The 16,401-nt window shown below is 70.7% G+C and carries 15 protein-coding genes; 11 read left to right on the forward strand and 4 right to left on the reverse strand.

Annotated elements, in window-relative coordinates:
* Entirely contained in the window at nt 1–612 is a 612-nt protein-coding gene (locus tag HNR20_RS15905; RefSeq protein ID WP_184180644.1) for a hypothetical protein, read from the forward strand.
* Here HNR20_RS15905 and HNR20_RS15910 read toward each other — a convergent pair.
* Both HNR20_RS15910 and HNR20_RS15915 read right to left on the reverse strand, forming a co-directional pair.
* On the reverse strand, nt 592–2,739 hold the full coding sequence (locus HNR20_RS15910) for a HelD family protein (RefSeq protein ID WP_184180646.1): 2,148 nt from the start codon (nt 2,737–2,739) through the stop codon (nt 592–594). The genes HNR20_RS15905 and HNR20_RS15910 overlap by 21 nt on opposite strands.
* Before the next feature lie 287 nt (nt 2,740–3,026).
* Complete coding sequence (locus HNR20_RS15915; protein WP_184180648.1) at nt 3,027–4,277, reverse strand: HNH endonuclease signature motif containing protein; 1,251 nt, start codon at nt 4,275–4,277, stop codon at nt 3,027–3,029.
* Nucleotides 4,278–4,473: 196 nt separating this feature from the next.
* Between HNR20_RS15915 and HNR20_RS15920 the strand changes: the two genes are divergently transcribed.
* From HNR20_RS15920 to HNR20_RS15930, 3 genes are read left to right on the forward strand one after another with little or no spacing between them, the layout of a single operon-like run.
* Nucleotides 4,474–5,058, forward strand: coding sequence for an ArsR/SmtB family transcription factor (locus HNR20_RS15920; protein WP_184180649.1), 585 nt, complete (start codon nt 4,474–4,476; stop codon nt 5,056–5,058).
* Nucleotides 5,059–5,101: 43 nt separating this feature from the next.
* Nucleotides 5,102–6,478 carry an MFS transporter gene (locus HNR20_RS15925; RefSeq protein ID WP_184180651.1) on the forward strand — a complete coding sequence of 459 codons (1,377 nt, stop codon included), beginning with the start codon at nt 5,102–5,104 and terminating at the stop codon, nt 6,476–6,478.
* Complete coding sequence (locus tag HNR20_RS15930; RefSeq protein WP_184180654.1) at nt 6,430–7,281, forward strand: menaquinone biosynthetic enzyme MqnA/MqnD family protein; 852 nt, start codon at nt 6,430–6,432, stop codon at nt 7,279–7,281. The genes HNR20_RS15925 and HNR20_RS15930 overlap by 49 nt, the downstream gene beginning before the upstream one ends.
* Nucleotides 7,282–7,305: 24 nt before the next feature.
* Here HNR20_RS15930 and HNR20_RS15935 read toward each other — a convergent pair whose 3' ends face one another.
* Together HNR20_RS15935 and HNR20_RS15940 are read right to left on the reverse strand one after the other, a co-directional pair.
* A complete protein-coding gene (locus HNR20_RS15935; RefSeq protein WP_184180655.1) occupies nt 7,306–8,268 on the reverse strand; it encodes a serine hydrolase in 963 nt (320 codons plus the stop codon).
* Nucleotides 8,268–9,260 carry a hypothetical protein gene (locus HNR20_RS15940; RefSeq protein WP_184180657.1) on the reverse strand — a complete coding sequence of 331 codons (993 nt, stop codon included), beginning with the start codon at nt 9,258–9,260 and terminating at the stop codon, nt 8,268–8,270. Before HNR20_RS15940 ends, HNR20_RS15935 begins: the two co-directional genes overlap by 1 nt.
* 369 nt (nt 9,261–9,629) lie before the next feature.
* On the opposite strand from HNR20_RS15940, the gene paaA reads away from it, so the two are divergent.
* The 7 genes from paaA (at nt 9,630) to HNR20_RS15975 (ending at nt 15,962) form a co-directional block, all read left to right on the forward strand.
* The gene (gene paaA / locus HNR20_RS15945; RefSeq protein WP_184180659.1) at nt 9,630–10,700 is read left to right on the forward strand and encodes a 1,2-phenylacetyl-CoA epoxidase subunit PaaA; all 1,071 of its coding nucleotides are present in this window, start codon (nt 9,630–9,632) and stop codon (nt 10,698–10,700) included.
* A complete protein-coding gene (gene paaB / locus HNR20_RS15950; protein WP_184180661.1) occupies nt 10,697–10,984 on the forward strand; it encodes a 1,2-phenylacetyl-CoA epoxidase subunit PaaB in 288 nt (95 codons plus the stop codon). The genes paaA and paaB overlap by 4 nt, the downstream gene beginning before the upstream one ends.
* Nucleotides 10,981–11,706: a 1,2-phenylacetyl-CoA epoxidase subunit PaaC gene (paaC, locus tag HNR20_RS15955; RefSeq protein WP_184180663.1), complete on the forward strand. Its 726-nt coding sequence runs from the start codon at nt 10,981–10,983 to the stop codon at nt 11,704–11,706. The genes paaB and paaC overlap by 4 nt, the downstream gene beginning before the upstream one ends.
* A 29-nt stretch (nt 11,707–11,735) precedes the next feature.
* Complete coding sequence (paaD, locus tag HNR20_RS15960) at nt 11,736–12,209, forward strand: 1,2-phenylacetyl-CoA epoxidase subunit PaaD (RefSeq protein ID WP_184188515.1); 474 nt, start codon at nt 11,736–11,738, stop codon at nt 12,207–12,209.
* A complete protein-coding gene (gene paaE / locus HNR20_RS15965) occupies nt 12,206–13,315 on the forward strand; it encodes a 1,2-phenylacetyl-CoA epoxidase subunit PaaE (protein ID WP_184180666.1) in 1,110 nt (369 codons plus the stop codon). The genes paaD and paaE overlap by 4 nt, the downstream gene beginning before the upstream one ends.
* A gap of 81 nt (nt 13,316–13,396) precedes the next feature.
* A complete protein-coding gene (gene mqnC, locus HNR20_RS15970) occupies nt 13,397–14,587 on the forward strand; it encodes a cyclic dehypoxanthinyl futalosine synthase (protein ID WP_184180668.1) in 1,191 nt (396 codons plus the stop codon).
* Between the two features lie 184 nt (nt 14,588–14,771).
* On the forward strand, nt 14,772–15,962 hold the full coding sequence (locus HNR20_RS15975; protein WP_184180670.1) for a cell wall anchor protein: 1,191 nt from the start codon (nt 14,772–14,774) through the stop codon (nt 15,960–15,962).
* Nucleotides 15,963–16,401 lie beyond the last annotated feature (439 nt).

The raw sequence follows: 16,401 nt of genomic DNA on the forward strand, positions 1-16,401 counted from the left end.
ATGGCGGACATCAGCTACCAGGAACGACTCGGCCAGCTCGTCGAGCCGGGTGAGCGGGTGCTCGCCGTCGCGAAGGCGGAGATCGCCCAGGGCGTCCTTCCGGCAGATCCTCCGGTTGGGGAAAGCCCGGAGGCGTCCGGTGGCGGTCGTGGCGGCGTTGTCTCCGGGGTGCTGCTCAACCTGATCTCGCCGTTGATCTCCTTCTCGGCCGGGGACCGGATCGTCGACCGCATCACCCACGGGGTCGCCGGGCGGGGAGTTCCGGGCTCGGCAGCGTCCACTCTGCGACACTCCCGACGCCCGGTGCCCCCGGTGACCACGCTCTACGACACGATCCTCGCCGTCACCGACCGGCGGTTGCTGGCGTGCGCATCCGGGCCGGTGAAGCTCTGGTCGAGCCAGACCGACGACGCGCGGGCCGTAGCCGAGACCCAGGTGGTCTGGTCAGCACCCCGGGCTGCCGTGGCGGACGCCCGGGTGGGCTGGCACCGACTCAACCCGAAACGGCTCCGGATCGAGTTCACCGACGGATCCTGGTTGGCGTTCACCGTGCCGATCGCCGAGCCCGGCAAGCCGCTGCGCGAGATCGCCTCAGCCCTCACGGGCCGCTAGCCCCGGGGCGGTCAACAGCGGGGCAGGCAGCGGCTCGCGGTGCAGCACCGCCAGTCGGGACACCGCCCGAGTGAGCACCACGTACAGCCGGTGCAGCCCACGCGGCTCGGCGGCGACGATCGCGGCCGGCTCGACCACCACCACATGGTCGTACTCCAGGCCCTTGACCAGCGTCGCGGGCACCACGGTGACCCGCTCCGCGGCCGCCACGTCGTCGGCGGTCGCGGTCGCGACACCGGCGGCGGCCAGCGCCGCGCGCAGCCCGTCGACCGCGTCGTCCGTGACGATCACGCCGACCGAGCCGTCGTGCCCGAGCGCCGCGCGCACCTCGGCCACCGTCGCCGAGGTCAGGTCGCTCACGGTACGCACGTCCAGGCCGCCGTCGTGACGCAGCGATTCGGCCGGCGGTACGTCCACCGCGAGCGCCGGCAACAGCAGGTTCGCGAACGCGACCACCGCGGCGGGCACCCGGAAACCGACCGTCAACGGGACCACCGCGGCGTCCGGCTTGCCCAGGTGGGCGAGGGACTCTCTCCAGTCCGTCGCCGCCCACGGCGCGGTGCCCTGGGCGAGGTCACCGAGGAGGGTGACCGAGCCGTGCTCGCTGCGTCGGGCAATGGCCCGGCACTGCATCGGGGAGAGGTCCTGCGCCTCGTCCACCACCACGTGCCCGAACCCGGAGAGCCGTTCCAGCAGACCGGTCGCCTCGTCGATCAGCACCGCGTCGGCGGCGGTCCAGCGGGTCGCCTTCGCGGTACGAGCCGGCTTCGCCCAGCTGAGCAGCGCCTGCTCGGTGTCGCTGAGCACCCCGTCCGCCGCGGCGGCGAGTCGGCCCGGGTCGGACAGCAGGCCGTGTACCAGCCCTTCCGGGGTGAGCGCCGGCCAGACCGCGTCCAGGAAGTCGATCACCGGCCGGCAGCGGCCCATCCGACGCAGCCAGGCATCGCTGGGCGACTCCGCCCGCCGCGCCTCGGCCTGCCGTTGCAGCAGGCTCACCACCCGCGCCCGGACCCGCTCCCGGCCCGTGCCGTACGGCAGCCCTTCCCGGCGGGTCTCCTCGACGATCCGGTGCAACGGTTCCAGCCCGATCCGCCACCGGAACGAACCGTCCGACACAGTGATCGAGTCTGTCGGCGTACCAATCTGCGCCTGCACCGCGCGCTGCAGCACCTTCGCCATGCGCACGTCGTGCTTGAGCACCGCGACAGCCGATTCCTCGACCGCCCGGACCGGCACCCTGGAGATCAACTCCTCCACGGTGGCCTGTTCCACCTCGACCTCACCGAGCGCCGGCAGCACCGCCGCGATGTACGACATGAACGCCCGGTTCGGCCCGACGATCAGCACGCCCGCCCGCCGCAACCGCTCCCGGTGCAGATAGAGCAGGTACGCGGCCCGGTGCAGACCGACCGCCGTCTTCCCGGTGCCTGGCGCTCCCTGGACACAGATCGACTCGGAAAGGTCGGCCCTGACCAGCTCGTCCTGCTCCGGCTGGATCGTGGCGACGATGTCGCGCATCGGCCCGACACGCGGTCGCTCGATCTCGGCGGCGAGGATCCGACTGGTCGTGCCGAGCTCTTCGCCCCGGTCCAGATGCTCATCCTCGAAGCTGGTCAGCACCCCGTTGCTGAACCCGAACCGTCGCCGGACCGCCACGCCCTGCGGATCCCGCGCGCTGGCCTGGTAGAACGACCGGGAAACCGGTGCCCGCCAGTCCAGCACCAACGGTTCGCCGCGCTCATCGGCGACGTGCCGCCGCCCCACGTGATACCGCCGCCCGTCATGATTCGTGCTGTTCGCGTCCGCGCCGGAGCCCTCGTCGTGGTCCGTGGTGTCGCGGTCCGTGCTGTCGTGGCCCGTGGTGTCCGGGTCCGTGGACTCGGCGAAGTCGAGGCGGCCGAAGAAGAGTGGCGTGGTCGGGTCGTCGGCCAGTTCGGCCACCCGGCGGGCCAGGGTCCGGCCGAGTGTCTCCGCCGCGTACGCGTCGCCGGCCACCTGGTCACCGGTGGCGAAGAGGTCTTCGGCCCGCTCCCGCATCCGTCGCAGCGCCGCCCGCGAAGTTGCCAGGTGTGCGCGTTCGGCCGACAGATCTGTGTCGAGGTGGGTGTCGAGATCAAGTGCGGGCATGCTGACGTCCCATCGTTCACATCTGCTGCGCGCTCGCGTGTCCGGGGGCGGATGGCCGGCCGCCCGGCGCGAAGACGTCCGTTCCGGTGCAGCTCACCTCGGCCGTCAAGCGGCCTGCAACCCTACGCTCTTCCGCGAATCCTCACTACCGAATTACCCAGGCGACCACCTGTCGGAGTCGGCGTGTCGCCGGGCGGGTCGCTGTTGGGTCGGCGTGTCGGTGCTGGGCCGGCCATCAGTGCGGGGCTGGCCTTTCGGTGCTTGCCGGCATCAGGTGCTTGCCGGCATCAGCAGCGCCGGTGGTAGAGGTTGCGCTGCGGTGTGCGCTGCGCGTCGCGCCAACTGGGCGGGAGGAAGTCGGGCCGACCGTCCGGCGTGATGCGAACCGTCCAGTCGCCGCGGTGGACGAGCCGGTGGTGGTAGCCGCAGAGCAGCACGGCATTGCCCAGTGCCGTCGCCCCACCATCGGCCCAGTGTTGGACGTGGTGGCCGTCGCACCATCGGGATGGCCGATCACAGCCAGGAAAGGCGCAACCACCGTCGCGTAGCACCAGCGCGCGCCGCAGCGGTCCGGTGAAGAGCCGGCGCTGGCGCCCCACGTCGAGAACCTGGCTGTCACCGCCCAGCACGGCAGGCAGCACGGCCGCGTCGCAGGCGAGGCGGCGGACCGCGCCCGGCGTGAGCCGCGCCCCGGTCTCCAGGGTGCCTGCGCGTACGCCGTTGAGCAGCTCGTCCAGCGACACGGTCACCACGAGCTGCGGCCGGTCACCGCCGTTGTCGGGCAGCTGACCGGTGCGCAGCGCCAGCCGGCAGACCTCGCCCAGCGCGTCGGCCCGGCGCTGGCCGGGACTGCGATCGTCGTGCTCGCCGGCCGGGGCGCAGAGCGGATCGATCGCCTCACGTAGCAAGCTCGCGGTCTCGGTGTCGAGGTTTCCGCTGAGGCGTACCCGACCGTTCTGCTGCTCGGAGAGCGTGACGTGCCGACGAGCCTCGGCCCGCTCGGTGGCCCGTTCAAGGGCCGCCAGCTCAGCCTGATCGGCCAGGTCCGGTGCGACGTGCGTGAGGACCCGCTCCCCGAGACGGCTCAGAATGGTCGGATCGAAACGATCGGCCCAGGCGATCAGCAGCTCGGTGGCCTTGTCGGTCACCTCGGGGCCGGCCTCGACCGGCAGGGCCGCGATCGTCTCCGCGGCCACTCGACCCTGCTCGACCGTGATGGCACCGCTGAGAAGCGCCTCGCGCACCGCCGGCGGAGCGGCATCGACGGAGGCGGCGAGCTGGACGAGTTGGCGCGCGGAGCGGCCGGTGATCCGGAGTCGTTCCCGCAGCCAGACGGCGGTGGACGAGGCGCCCTGAGCGATCGCCACGCCGCGAGCGTCCAACTCGCGCACCAGACCGAGCTGGACCGTGGCCAGCCGCTGCGCCAGCACGTGCGTCGCGTCGAGGGAGGCCTGCAGCTGGTCGTCACAGAGCGCCCAGAGCGCGGCCTTGGCACAGTCGTCGACGGCACCGCCTGCCTGCGCCAACGCCCTCAACATGAAGACATGTTAGAACGCATGTACGACACTTTTCCCGGGCCTGGAACGACGGTCTGACGCACTCGTTGCGACTGTGTCGGCGCCTCCCGCCTGCCGCCGCCGGGCCCGCGTGGCGAGCGCATCGCCTCGTTGCGTGGACTCGGCGCGGAACGTGGGGGTGGTGGCGGGTCGGGAGACCTGCCGGGATCATGGGTTCATGACCGAGGCTCGCTCCGATGCGCCCCGGATGACGATCAGTGACCCGCAGGTGATGCGGGCGCTGGCCCATCCGGCGCGGATTGCCATCATGGAATACCTGGGTAGCCGCGAGAGCGGTGGGACCGCCACCGAGTGCGCCGAGATTGTCGGGTTGTCGCCGAGCGCGACCAGTTACCACCTGCGGGCGCTGGCGAAGTTCGGCCTGGTCGAGCAGGCGCCGAGCCGGGGCGACGCGCGCGAGCGGGTGTGGCGCGTGGTGAGTGCGAGTTGGATGGTCGACGCGGGGCGCGACGCCGAGCCCACGGCGCGTGCGGCCGAGCAGGCGGTGGTGGAGGCGCACGCCGTCCTGGGGATGGAGCGGATCCGGGACTGGTCGCGGCGCGCCGGGGACGAGCCGGCCGAGTGGTACGACAAGGCGCTGTTCAACGACACGCTGCTGCTGCTCACCGCCGAGGAGTTGGCGGGGCTGAACGAGGCGGTCCTGGCGCTGCTCCGGCCGTACCGCTTGCGGGGGCGTCAGTCTGATCCGCCGTCGGGGGCGCGTACCGTCGCCGTGCACTACCGGACGGTGCCACTGGCGTAACTGAGGCTTGCGCCGACCAGTTGTGAAGGATTATTTTCGAAGTATGTCCTTCACAACTGTCGAGTCGCGCTGGCCGGACGTCTGGCTCGCCGCCACTGCTCGGGGCATCACGATCTGCGGTGACTTCCTCGCCGCCACCGCTCTCGCGCTTGCCCTGCAGGGTGCTGGCGCCGGAGGGCTCGCCGTGTCGGGGCTGCTGCTGGCTGCCACCCTGCCGCTGGTGGTGCTCGCCCCGCTCGCTGGCCGGCTCGCCGACCGGGTGGACAGCCGTACCCTGCTGGTGACCATCGGACTGCTCCAGGCCGCGATCTGCGCGCTCCTCGCCGTCGTCGATCACCCGGTCCTGGTGGTCGGGCTCGTCACCCTGCTGGCCTGCGGGCTCGCGGTGACCCAGCCCTGCCTGGCAGCGCTACTGCCGGCGATGGTCCGCCCGGCCGACCTGCCGCGGGCGAGCGCGATCAGTCAGACCGCTGTCTCGCTCGGCGCGCTCGGCGGCCCGGTGCTGGCGGGCCTGTTGGTGGGGCAGTTCGGCACCCGCGTACCCCTGCTTCTCGATGCCGCGACCTACCTGGCGCTCGTGGTCGCGGGCCTGCTGCTGCGGACCCGGCGGGGCGGTCGGCGGCCCGCCGCCGCACCGCGCGGCCAGGCCACCCCCGACGGCGCGGCCAGCTCGACCGGCGCGGCAAACCCAGGGGGTACGACCAGCGAGTGGCGGCTGCGCCGCGACCCACTGATGCTCGTCATGGTGGTGAGCACCGCCGTGGTGATCGCGGCGATCGGTGGCATCAACGTGATCGAGGTCTTCTTCATCCGGGAGACGCTGGACGGTTCACCAACCACGTACGGCCTGGTCAGTGCTGCGTGGATGGCCGGCATGCTGCCCGGCGCCTGGCTCGCCGCGCGAGTCGCCAACCGGCTCCAGGACGACGGTGCGCTGGTACGTGCGGTACTGGCCACTCTGGGCGTGTGCAGCCTGATGGTGCTGCTCGCCGCGACGGTGCCGGCGGCGGGTCTCCTGGTGCCGCTCTGGCTGGTGGGCGGCGCGGCCAACGGCGGTGAGAACGTCTTCGCCAACCTGCTCACCACTCGTCGCGTCCCGGAGGCGGTTCGCGCTCGGGCGTACGCCAGTTACGGCGCGGCGGTGCAGGGTGGCTCGATGGCCGGCTTTCTGATCGGCGGGTCATTGCTCGCGGCGGTCCAGCCCCGCCCACTGATCGCCGGCGCGGGTGTGGCCGGGCTACTGGTGGTGCTGGTCTTCGTGCCGGTCGTGGCCCGGGCGGTACGACGCCCGCCGTCCGGGACGGATGGGGATTTGGCCACTCCGGGCCGGCCCGCCGAGCCGGGTCCGAGCGCCGGGGATACGGTCGGGTCATGGTTGAGCGCATCGAACGCCCGCGGGTCGGGCACATCCAGTTCCTGAACTGCCTGCCGATCTACTGGGGCCTGATGCGCTCGGGCACCCTGCTCGACGTGGACCTGCACAAGGACTCGCCGGACCGGTTGAGCGCGTCGCTGATCGCCGGCGACCTCGACATCGGCCCGATCACGCTGCTCGAGTACCTGAAGCACGCCGACGAACTGCTCCTGCTGCCGGACCTGGCGGTGGGCAGTGACGGACCGGTGCTCTCGGTCAACATGGTCTCCACCCGACCCCTCGCCGAGTTGGACGGCGCCCGAGTGGCGCTCGGCTCGACCTCGCGGACCGGGGTGATGCTGGCTCAGCTGCTGCTCGCCGAGCAGTACAACGTGCGGCCGGAATACTTCCGCTGCCCACCGGACCTGACGCAGATGCTGCTGGAGGCCGACGCCGGGGTGCTGATCGGGGATGTGGCGCTACGGGCGTACTACGAGGCGCCGCAGCGGGGGCTCATCGTCACCGACCTCGGGCAGGCGTGGCGAGAGTGGACCGGTCTGCCGATGGTCTTCGCCGTCTGGGCGGTTCGTCGAGACTTCGCAGCCGCCCATCCGGGCCTGGTCAAGGAGGTGCACGAAGCGTTCCTGCGCTCCCGGGACCTCTGCCTCGCCGAGCTTGACCAGGTCGCGGAGGCTGCCGCCCGTTGGGAGACGTTCGACGCGGCGACGCTGGCCACGTACTTCCGGACCCTGGACTTTTCTCTCGGTGACCGGCAGGTCGCCGGGCTACGCGAGTGGGCCCGGCGAGCGGCCGCGATCGGCGAGGCCCCGGCGTTGCCGGAAGGCGGCCCGGAGTTCTTCGCCGGCTGACCGACCGGCACCAGCCAGAAGGGCTCAGACACCGGGGCGCAGAAGCGCCTCGGTGATCTTCTGGCAGTTCTTCATGCCGTAGTCGTAGCCCATGTTGATCGGGTACTTGACCATCACGCCCATCGTCCAGGTGTCACCGATGGCCAGGCAGTTGATGTGCATCTCCTGCTCCTGGGTCCGGTCGATCCACCCGTTCTTGATGGCGATCTGCTTCTGCTCGGCGGCCGGGAAGGCCTTGCGAATGCCGAAGTCTCCCGCGCCGCGCACCAGCTTCATCTCGTTGAGCAGCCACTTGGTCCACTTCGGGCCGGCGGCGGTGCCGGTGGCGATGCAGTTGCCGAGGCGGGCGGTGTCCCGGGGGGAGAGCGCCGTCCGGGACCAGCCCTTGTCGGGGGCGACGCTGCTGTCGGTCAACTTGCACATGGAGATCAGCCGCTTGATCGAGGCGTCCCGGCCGACCAGGTTGTAGAACTGCTCGGCTCGGGTGTTGTCGCTGTCCCGGATGATCCGCGTCGCGTCGGCGAGCTTCGCGTCGCTCGGCGTCTGGCCGGCGTCGGCGGTGCGACGCAGGTAGTCGGCGACGATCCAGGACTTGATCATCGAGGCGGTGGTGCTGGTCTCGCCCATGTTCTTGGAACCGATGATCGCCCCGGTCCGGCGGTCCAGCACGCTCCAGGAGTACCAGCCCTCGATGTCCAGGTTGAGGTTCTTCGCCACGAACGGCAGGGGCTCCAGCGACGGGCTGGGGCTCGGCGACGGTGAGTCGGGCTGGCGGGCGCTGCGGTTGGTGGCCCCACTCGTGGACCGGTCGCTGGTGGTCGTGCCGGCGTCGCCCCACTTGGCTGCTGCGGACGACTCGAACGGCGACCCGGGCAGCAGCCGCAGCGACACCAGGACCAACCCGATCAGGATGACCGCGATGGCGACCAGCCGCAGCGGAGAGGTTTCACCGCCGCCGCGCCGGTCGGCCCGACGATTGCCGGCCATCAGAGCTTCCCGACCGGCTGCTGCGGCACCTTGAGCGCGGCGCCCGGCTGCGGGGTGACCAGCTGGGTGGCCACGCTGGCGCAGACCTGCGCGCCGTAGTCCAGCCCGTACTTCTTAGACGGGTAGCGCAGCATCACCGCGAGACTCCACTTGTCAGTGACGGCGAGGCAGTTGACGTGCCAGTTGCCGTCGTAGTTGATCTCCGTCCACCCGTTCTTGATGCTGACCGGGCCCTGAGCGGTGATCGACTTCGGCAGGCCGTCGATGATCCCCCAGCGGCCGCCCCCGGACTCGGTCTTCTGGTCCTTCGCCGCAGTGGTGCCGCGAACCTGACTCATCTCGCTCAGCACCCACTTGGTCCACTTCGGGCCGGCGGCCTTGCCGTCGGCGATGCAGTTCCCGACCCGGACCGCGTCACGGGGAGACATCCGGGTGAAGCTCCACCAGCCCTCGTACTTTGGCACGTTGCCGCGCCTCGTGTCGGTCAGCCCGCAGATCTTGATCGCCCGCTGGATGACCGGCCCGGGCTGCCCGTTCGCCAGCGCCGTGTACGAGCCACCCGCAGCGGCGTAGACCTTGTTGGCCGCGACGTCGTTGCTGTCCCGGATGGCGAGGCTGGCCGACTTCTTCAGCGCTGCGGACGGCTCCTTGTCACCCAGTTGCCGCAGGTAGTCGGAGACGATCCAGGCCTTGATCATCGACTCGGTGGAGCTGGTCGCGGCCATGTTCGGCGACCCGGCGATCTTGCCGGTCTGTCGATCCAGCAGCGCCCAGGAGAAGAATTCGCCGTTGAAGTTCACCGACACCGGTCCGGCCGCCAGCGTGGGCGGTGGCGGTGGCGTGGGTGATGGCGCGGCGACGGTCGAGGCGGCACCGCCTCCGCCTCCGCTGCTGTCGCCGCTGGAGAGGCGGGCGTACGCGGCGGGGACCAGTAGGACGCCGCCGAGCAGGACCGCCGTGATGGCGAGCACCATGGTCACGCGGGATCGCATGAGTGGGTGAGCTCCAGGTGTCAGGGCCGGGGGGACCGGCTTGTTGTCCGGACGGATCGGTCGATCGCCGAGGCCGGGGGACGTGGCCTCTGTCTGGCGGCGGTCAGCTGCAGCCGATCGGTGTGACGGCGGAAAGTCTACGTCCGGTTGGGTGACCCGTCAGGGCCCGACACTAGGCAATCCGCGATAAAGGCGGGATATGCGACCGGTATGCGGTTCTTGCGGGGATTCACCTTTGTTTCGTGGGCTAAGTCACGGCAGAAGTCTGGTGTCCAGGTTGCGCAAAGCGCTCATTCCGTCACTGATGGGATCCTCGGTTTCCTGTTACACGCTCTGGTTTCTTGGGTCGCAAGCTGTAACACTTGTCCCATGTATGGCAACGACTTCTCGACCCCGGCCGAAGCGCCGGGCGGCGGCCTGCTGGGCGAGGTCGAGGCTGCCGAGGCGGAGCTGCGCGCGGCGGCACAGCGCGGGCGGCGTGGCGGACCCGCGCCCGACGAGGACCTCGCGGCGTACTTCACCGAGGTGGTCGACGCCGAGCAGAAGATCGAGCCACGCGACTGGATGCCCGACGCGTACCGCCGGACGCTGATCCGGCAGATCGCCCAGCACGCCCACTCCGAGATCATCGGCATGCAGCCGGAGGGCAACTGGATCAGCCGGGCGCCGTCGCTCAAGCGCAAGGCGATCCTGCTGGCCAAGGTGCAGGACGAAGCGGGCCACGGCCTCTACCTCTACGCCGCCGCCGAGACCCTCGGCATCAGCCGTGACGAGCTGGTCCGGCTGCTGCTCGACGGCCGGCAGAAGTACAGCTCGATCTTCAACTACCCCACCCTGAGCTGGGCCGACGTGGGCGCGATCGGTTGGCTGGTGGATGGCGCGGCGATCGTCAACCAGGTGCCGCTGTGCCGCTGCTCGTACGGCCCGTACGCCCGCGCGATGATCCGGGTCTGCAAGGAAGAGTCGTTCCACCAGCGGCAGGGCTACGAGATCCTGCACACCCTGTCGCACGGCACCCCGGGGCAGCAGGCGATGGCCCAGGACGCGGTGGACCGCTGGTGGTACCCGTCGTTGGCCATGTTCGGCCCGCCGGACGGCGACTCCACGCACTCCACCCAGTCGATGGCCTGGAAGATCAAGCGCTTCTCGAACGACGACCTGCGGCAGCGCTTCGTCGACATGTGCGTCCAGCAGGCCGAGATCCTCGGGCTCCGCATCCCCGACGCGGACCTGCGCTGGAACGAGGAGCGGCAGGCGTACGACTACACCCAGCCGGACTACGACGAGCTGATGCGGGTGATCTCCGGCGACGGGCCGTGCAACCGGGAGCGGCTGGCGCACCGCCGGGCCGCGCACGCCGACGGCGCATGGGTACGCGAGGCCGCCGCGGCGTACGCCGCCAAGCGGACCGAGAGCAAGGAAAAGGTGGCAGTCGCGTGAGTACCGAACATTCGCCGCTCTGGGAGGTCTTCGTGCGGGCCCGGCGGGGGTTGTCGCACACCCACGTCGGCAGCCTGCACGCCCCCGACGCGGAGCTGGCCCTGCGCAACGCCCGGGACCTCTACACCCGTCGCCAGGAAGGCGTGTCGATCTGGGTGGTGCCGGCCGCCGCGATCACCGCGTCCAGCCCGGACGAGAAGGACGCCTTCTTCGACCCGGCCGCGGACAAGGTCTACCGCCACCCCACGTTCTACGAGGTGCCGGACGGGGTGGCTCACCTGTGAACGGGCCCTTCGACTTCGCTCTCGCCCTCGGCGACGACGCGTTGGTCGCCGCCCAACGCCTGGCCGAGTGGACGACGCGCGCCCCGGAGATGGAAGAGGACATCGCGCTGGCCAACATCGCCCTCGACCAGCTCGGCGCGGCCCGCCTGCTGCTGTCGTACGCGGGTGAGCTGGAGGGCGCCGGCCGCGACGAGGACGCGTTGGCGTACCTGCGCGACGACCGCGAGTTCCGCAACGCGCTCCTGGTCGAGCTGCCCAACGGCGACTTCGCGGTGACGATGGCGAAGCTGTTCTTCCTGGCGGCGTACCAGCTGCCGCTGTACACGGCGCTGGCCGGTTGCTCGGACGAGCGGTTGGCCGCGATCGGCGCGAAGGCGCGCAAGGAGTCGGCGTACCACCTGGACCATGGCGCGCTGTGGGTGAAGCGGCTCGGCGACGGCACCGAGGAGTCGCACCGTCGGATGCAGGCCGCCGTCGACGAGGTGTGGCCGTACACCCACGAGTTGTTCGCCGCGGACCAGGCGGCGCCGGTCGACCCGGCCACCCTGCGTCCGGCGTTCGACGAGACCGTCGGCTCGGTGCTGGCCGAGGCGACACTGACCCGGCCGGAGAGCGGCTGGGCCCCGGCCGGCGGGCGGACCGGCGTGCACACCGAGCACCTGGCCTACCTGCTCGCCGAGATGCAGGTGCTGCACCGCGCCCATCCGGGGGCGAAGTGGTGAGCGCGAGCCCCGCGATCGAGGCCGGCACGGTGAGCGCGCGGGAGGCCGCCGCCAGCGTGGTGGACCCGGAGATCCGCGTGATCACCATCGACGAGCTGGGCATCCTGCGGGCGGTCGAGGAGGACTCCACCACCGGCCGGATCACCGTCACCATCACCCCGACCTACACCGGCTGCCCGGCCATGGACGTGATCCGGGCGGACATCCGCCGTGCGCTCGCGGTCGCCGGTCACCTCGACGCCGAGGTCCGCACCGTCTACAGCCCACCGTGGAGCACCGACTGGATCTCCGAGGGCGGGCGGGCCAAGCTCGCCGCCGCCGGGATCGCCCCGCCGGCCGCCGTGCCCGCCGCCGGCGTCGTGCCGTTGACCCTCGCGGTCCGCTGTCCGCAGTGCGGCTCACCGGAGACCGAACAGGTCAGCCGGTTCGGCTCCACCGCGTGCAAGGCGCTGTGGCGTTGCCGCTCCTGCTCCGAACCCTTCGACCACCTGAAGGCGCTGTGACTGTCACGATCACCCGCCCGGTCCGTCGCCGGCCGGTCTTCCACCCGTTGTCGGTCGCCGCCGTCGACCGGCTCACCGACGACGCCGTGGCGGTGACCTTCGCCGTACCGGAGGAACTGCGGGAGACCTTCGCGTTCCGGGCGGGCCAACACCTCACCGTGCGTCGCGTGGCCGAGGACGGCGCGGACGTGCGCCGGTCGTACTCGATCTGCTCCACCCCCGACGACCTGGCCCGGCACGGCCGGCTGCGGATCGGGGTGCGGGAGATCCCCGGTGGCGCCTTCTCGGCGTTCGCGTGCGGGGCGCTGCGTCGTGGCGACCTGGTCGAGGTGCTGCCGCCGCTGGGCACCTTCACCACGGCATTCGCGCCGGACCGGGTGCGGCACTACGGCGCGGTCGTCGCCGGTTCCGGGATCACCCCGGTGCTCGCGCTGGTCGCGACCGCACTGGCCGTCGAACCGGCCAGCACCTTCACCCTGGTGTACGGCAACCGCACGGCGAACACGGTGATGTTCGCCGAGGAGTTGGCCGACCTGAAGGACCGCTATCCCACCCGGCTGCACCTGGTGCACGTGCTATCCCGCGAGCAGGGCGAGTCGGCGCTGCTCTCCGGGCGGATCGACGCCGAGCGGCTGGGCCGGTTGCTGGAAACCATCGTGCCGGGCGACGTGATCGAGGAGTGGTTCCTCTGCGGCCCGTACGCCATGGTGGTCGACGTCCGGGACGTGCTGACCGCGGGCGGGCTGCCCGAGTCGGCGGTGCACACCGAACTGTTCCATGTCGACGCGCCGCCCGAGCCGGTACGCCGTCCCGTCGACCAGGCCGGTGCCGGGGCCGAGGTCACCATCGTGCTGGACGGCAGGTCTTCGAACTTCACCATGGGTCGCGAGGAGCGGGTGCTGGACGCCGCGCTGAAGGTGCGGGGCGAGTTGCCGTACGCCTGCAAGGGCGGTGTCTGCTCGACCTGCAAGGCGAAGGTCGTCGACGGGGCGGTCACGATGGCCCGCAACTACGCCCTGGAGCCCGACGAGCTGGCGGCCGGCTATGTCCTGACCTGCCAGTCCAGCCCGACCACCGACAAGCTCACGGTCGACTATGACGCCTGAACACCTGAGTGCGTGCCGAGCTGATCACAGCCATCAGCACCCCTCAGGGACAAGGCGGTCGGTCGGCGTACGCTCGGGGGCGTGACGGTGAGCCGGGAGATCGACGACATCCTGCAGCGTGGCGCGGACGGCGGGCGGGTCACGCCCGAGGAGGCCCTGCTGCTCTACACCGAGGCGCCCTTCCACGCCCTCGGCGAGGCGGCGGACGCGGTGCGCCGGCGGCGCTACCCGGACAACATCGTCACGTACCTGATCGATCGCAACATCAACTACACGAACGTCTGCGTGACGGCGTGCAAGTTCTGCGCGTTCTACCGCGCGCCCAAGCACAAGGAAGGGTGGACCCACCCGACCGAGGAGATCCTGCGCCGTTGCGGCGAGGCGGTCGAGCTGGGCGCCACCCAGGTGATGCTCCAGGGCGGGCACCACCCGGACTACGGCGTGGAGTACTACGAGGAGCTGTTCTCCTCGGTCAAGCAGGCGTACCCGCAGCTGGTCATCCACTCGATCGGCCCCAGCGAGATCCTGCACATGGCGAAGGTCTCCGGGGTGAGCCTGGACGAGGCCATCGCCCGGATCAAGACCGCCGGCCTGGACTCGATCGCCGGTGCCGGCGCGGAGATGCTGCCCGAGCGGCCGCGGAAGGCCATCGCGCCCCTCAAGGAGTCGGGCGAGCGCTGGCTGGAGGTCATGGAGCTGGCCCACCGGCAGGGCATCGAGTCGACCGCCACCATGATGATGGGCACCGGCGAGACGCACGCCGAGCGGATCGAGCACCTGCGCATGATCCGCGACGTGCAGGACCGCACCCGCGGTTTCCGGTCCTTCATCCCGTGGACGTACCAGCCGGAGAACAACCACCTCAAGGGCCGCACCCAGGCGACCACGCTGGAATACCTGCGACTCGTCGCGGTGGCCCGACTCTTCTTCGAGACCGTGCCGCACCTGCAGGCGTCCTGGCTGACCACCGGCAAGGACGTCGGCCAGCTCGCGTTGCACATGGGCGTGGACGACCTCGGATCGATCATGCTGGAGGAGAACGTCATCTCCTCCGCCGGCGCGCGGCACCGTTCCAACCTGCACGAGCTGATCGGCATGATCCGCTCGGCGGATCGGATCCCGGCGCAGCGCGACACCCTCTACAACCGGCTCGCCGTGCACCACACGCCGGCCGATGACCCGACCGACGAGCGGGTGGTCTCGCACTTCTCCTCGATCGCGCTGCCCGGCGGTGGGGCGGGCAAGTCGCTGCCACTGGTCGAGGTCAACTGACGCCTGTCGACGTCCGGCCGTTCGGCTGACCGCCGGTCCTGCTCCCGCCGGAACGCCCTGGCGGTACGGGTGGTCCCCGTCACCGCTTCGTCAGGCTGCCCGGCGTGGGGGTGGTGGAGATGATCATCAGCGGCTAGCGTCGCCCCTCGCAACCAATTCTTTCTTCCTACCCCCCGGGGGACTGATGGCAGTGTTCCACCGCTCGGCCCTGGCGCGTGCTGCCGTTGTGGCTCTGCTCGCGGCCGGTGGCCTGGCCACCGTGGCCGCCCCCGCGCAGGCCGACGACCAGGCCGATATTACCGTTGGACCGGTCAGCCAGGAACTCGCCATGGGCGTCACGCAAGCCAAGGCCAAGCCGTTCATGTTCCGGGTCGACAACAGCCTGCGCAGGGTTGCCGCCAAGGATGTCAGCTACACCGTCGACACCAGCTTGTTGAAGAAGGACAAGGTTGGCGTCGTGGTGCCCGACGGCTGCCAGGTGAAGGACGAGACGTTCACCTGCCAACTCGGCGATCTGCCGGCCGGTGCCGGCGTGTGGTTCGGCATACCGCTGTTCTCCACCGGTGGTCCTGGCGACGCCGGCACGTGGGTGGTCACCGTCAAGTCGACCACCGCCGACCCCGAGCCTGACAACAACACGGTCTCGCGCAAGATCACCGTCGCCGAGCCCGGCCAGGACCTGAACAGTTGGGTGCAGGACGTCCAGGCCAACGTCGTGGTGAACGGCGTCCGGGGCGACGATCCCGACCTGCGCCCGGTGCGGCGGGGCGAGACGGTCCCGTTGGACTGGGTGTTCTACAACGGCGGCAGCCGCAAGGCGACGGGCATCCGCTACATCCTGCTCCTGCCGGAGGGCGTCACCTTCGCGCAGAAGCCGGAGGGCTGCCGCGAGCAGTTGTTGGAGCGTACGCCGGTGTTGACGTGCGAGGATGCCGGTGCGGTCTTGGAGCCAGGGGAGTACTACTACACCGCGGATATCCGGGTGACCGTCGGCGACGACGTGACCGAGCCGATGCTGGGCTTGGGTGACCTCTACGCGGACACGCTGGTGGACCGCACCGCAGAGGTCGACGCGTGGGACAACCACATGAACTTCGAGGTGTTCGTCGACCTGACCGCCGCGCCGACGCCCACGCCGACTGCGACGCCGAGCGGTACGCCCACTCCGTCCGGGACGTCCACCCCGGGAACCACCACCTCGCCGGCTGCCGGCGGCGGTGGTGGCGGCGATGGGTTGCCGGTGACCGGTGTGCAGGTCGGCCTGATCGGTGGCATCGGCGCGATCATCCTGCTCGCGGGCGGTGCGCTGCTGGTGCTCTCCCGCCGGCGCAAGGTCGTCCTGGTCGCCCCCGGCGACGAGAAGTCGACCGACTGACGTATCCACTCCGAGGCCGCTTGGACGAGAGTGGCGGCAGGCTGGCACGACGCGAGGGCGGGGTGGGCGACCACCCCGCCTTTCGCGTGCCCGGGGCGCGGGCCATGCCACCCTCCGAGCGTCGGTCGCAAGTTGCTGCCACTGGTCGAGGTCAACTGACGCCTGTCGTCGCCCGGCCGTTCGGCTGACCGGGGCTCATGCTCTCGCCTGGCGGCGTCGGCGGTACGGGTGGTCCGCGCCGCCGCAGCGTCAGGCTGCCCGTCGCGGGGGTGGTGGAGATGATCGTCGACGGCTAGCGTCGCGGCTCGTATCCGTCGCCAGCGTGAACCGGCGAAATCAGCGCGACCGTGCTGGTGGCGGGTGGTCTGATGGTCCTGTCGTGAGGGCTGTCCTCCATCGGCCCGTTGAGGGTCGTTCATATAACGCACGGCGGTACGGG

Source organism: Micromonospora parathelypteridis, assembly GCF_014201145.1.
In the GTDB taxonomy this organism is placed as follows: domain Bacteria; phylum Actinomycetota; class Actinomycetes; order Mycobacteriales; family Micromonosporaceae; genus Micromonospora; species Micromonospora parathelypteridis.

Coding starts and splice junctions, on each gene's coding strand:
- HNR20_RS15935 (WP_184180655.1), bottom strand. CDS start 8,268: ATGGCCGGCAATCGTCGGGCCGACCGGCGCGGCGGCGGTGAAACCTCT.
- HNR20_RS15910 (WP_184180646.1), bottom strand. CDS start 2,739: ATGCCCGCACTTGATCTCGACACCCACCTCGACACAGATCTGTCGGCC.
- HNR20_RS15940 (WP_184180657.1), bottom strand. CDS start 9,260: ATGCGATCCCGCGTGACCATGGTGCTCGCCATCACGGCGGTCCTGCTC.
- HNR20_RS15905 (WP_184180644.1), top strand. CDS start 1: ATGGCGGACATCAGCTACCAGGAACGACTCGGCCAGCTCGTCGAGCCG.
- paaA (WP_184180659.1), top strand. CDS start 9,630: ATGTATGGCAACGACTTCTCGACCCCGGCCGAAGCGCCGGGCGGCGGC.
- HNR20_RS15925 (WP_184180651.1), top strand. CDS start 5,102: ATGTCCTTCACAACTGTCGAGTCGCGCTGGCCGGACGTCTGGCTCGCC.
- HNR20_RS15930 (WP_184180654.1), top strand. CDS start 6,430: ATGGTTGAGCGCATCGAACGCCCGCGGGTCGGGCACATCCAGTTCCTG.
- HNR20_RS15975 (WP_184180670.1), top strand. CDS start 14,772: ATGGCAGTGTTCCACCGCTCGGCCCTGGCGCGTGCTGCCGTTGTGGCT.
- HNR20_RS15920 (WP_184180649.1), top strand. CDS start 4,474: ATGACCGAGGCTCGCTCCGATGCGCCCCGGATGACGATCAGTGACCCG.
- HNR20_RS15915 (WP_184180648.1), bottom strand. CDS start 4,277: ATGTTGAGGGCGTTGGCGCAGGCAGGCGGTGCCGTCGACGACTGTGCC.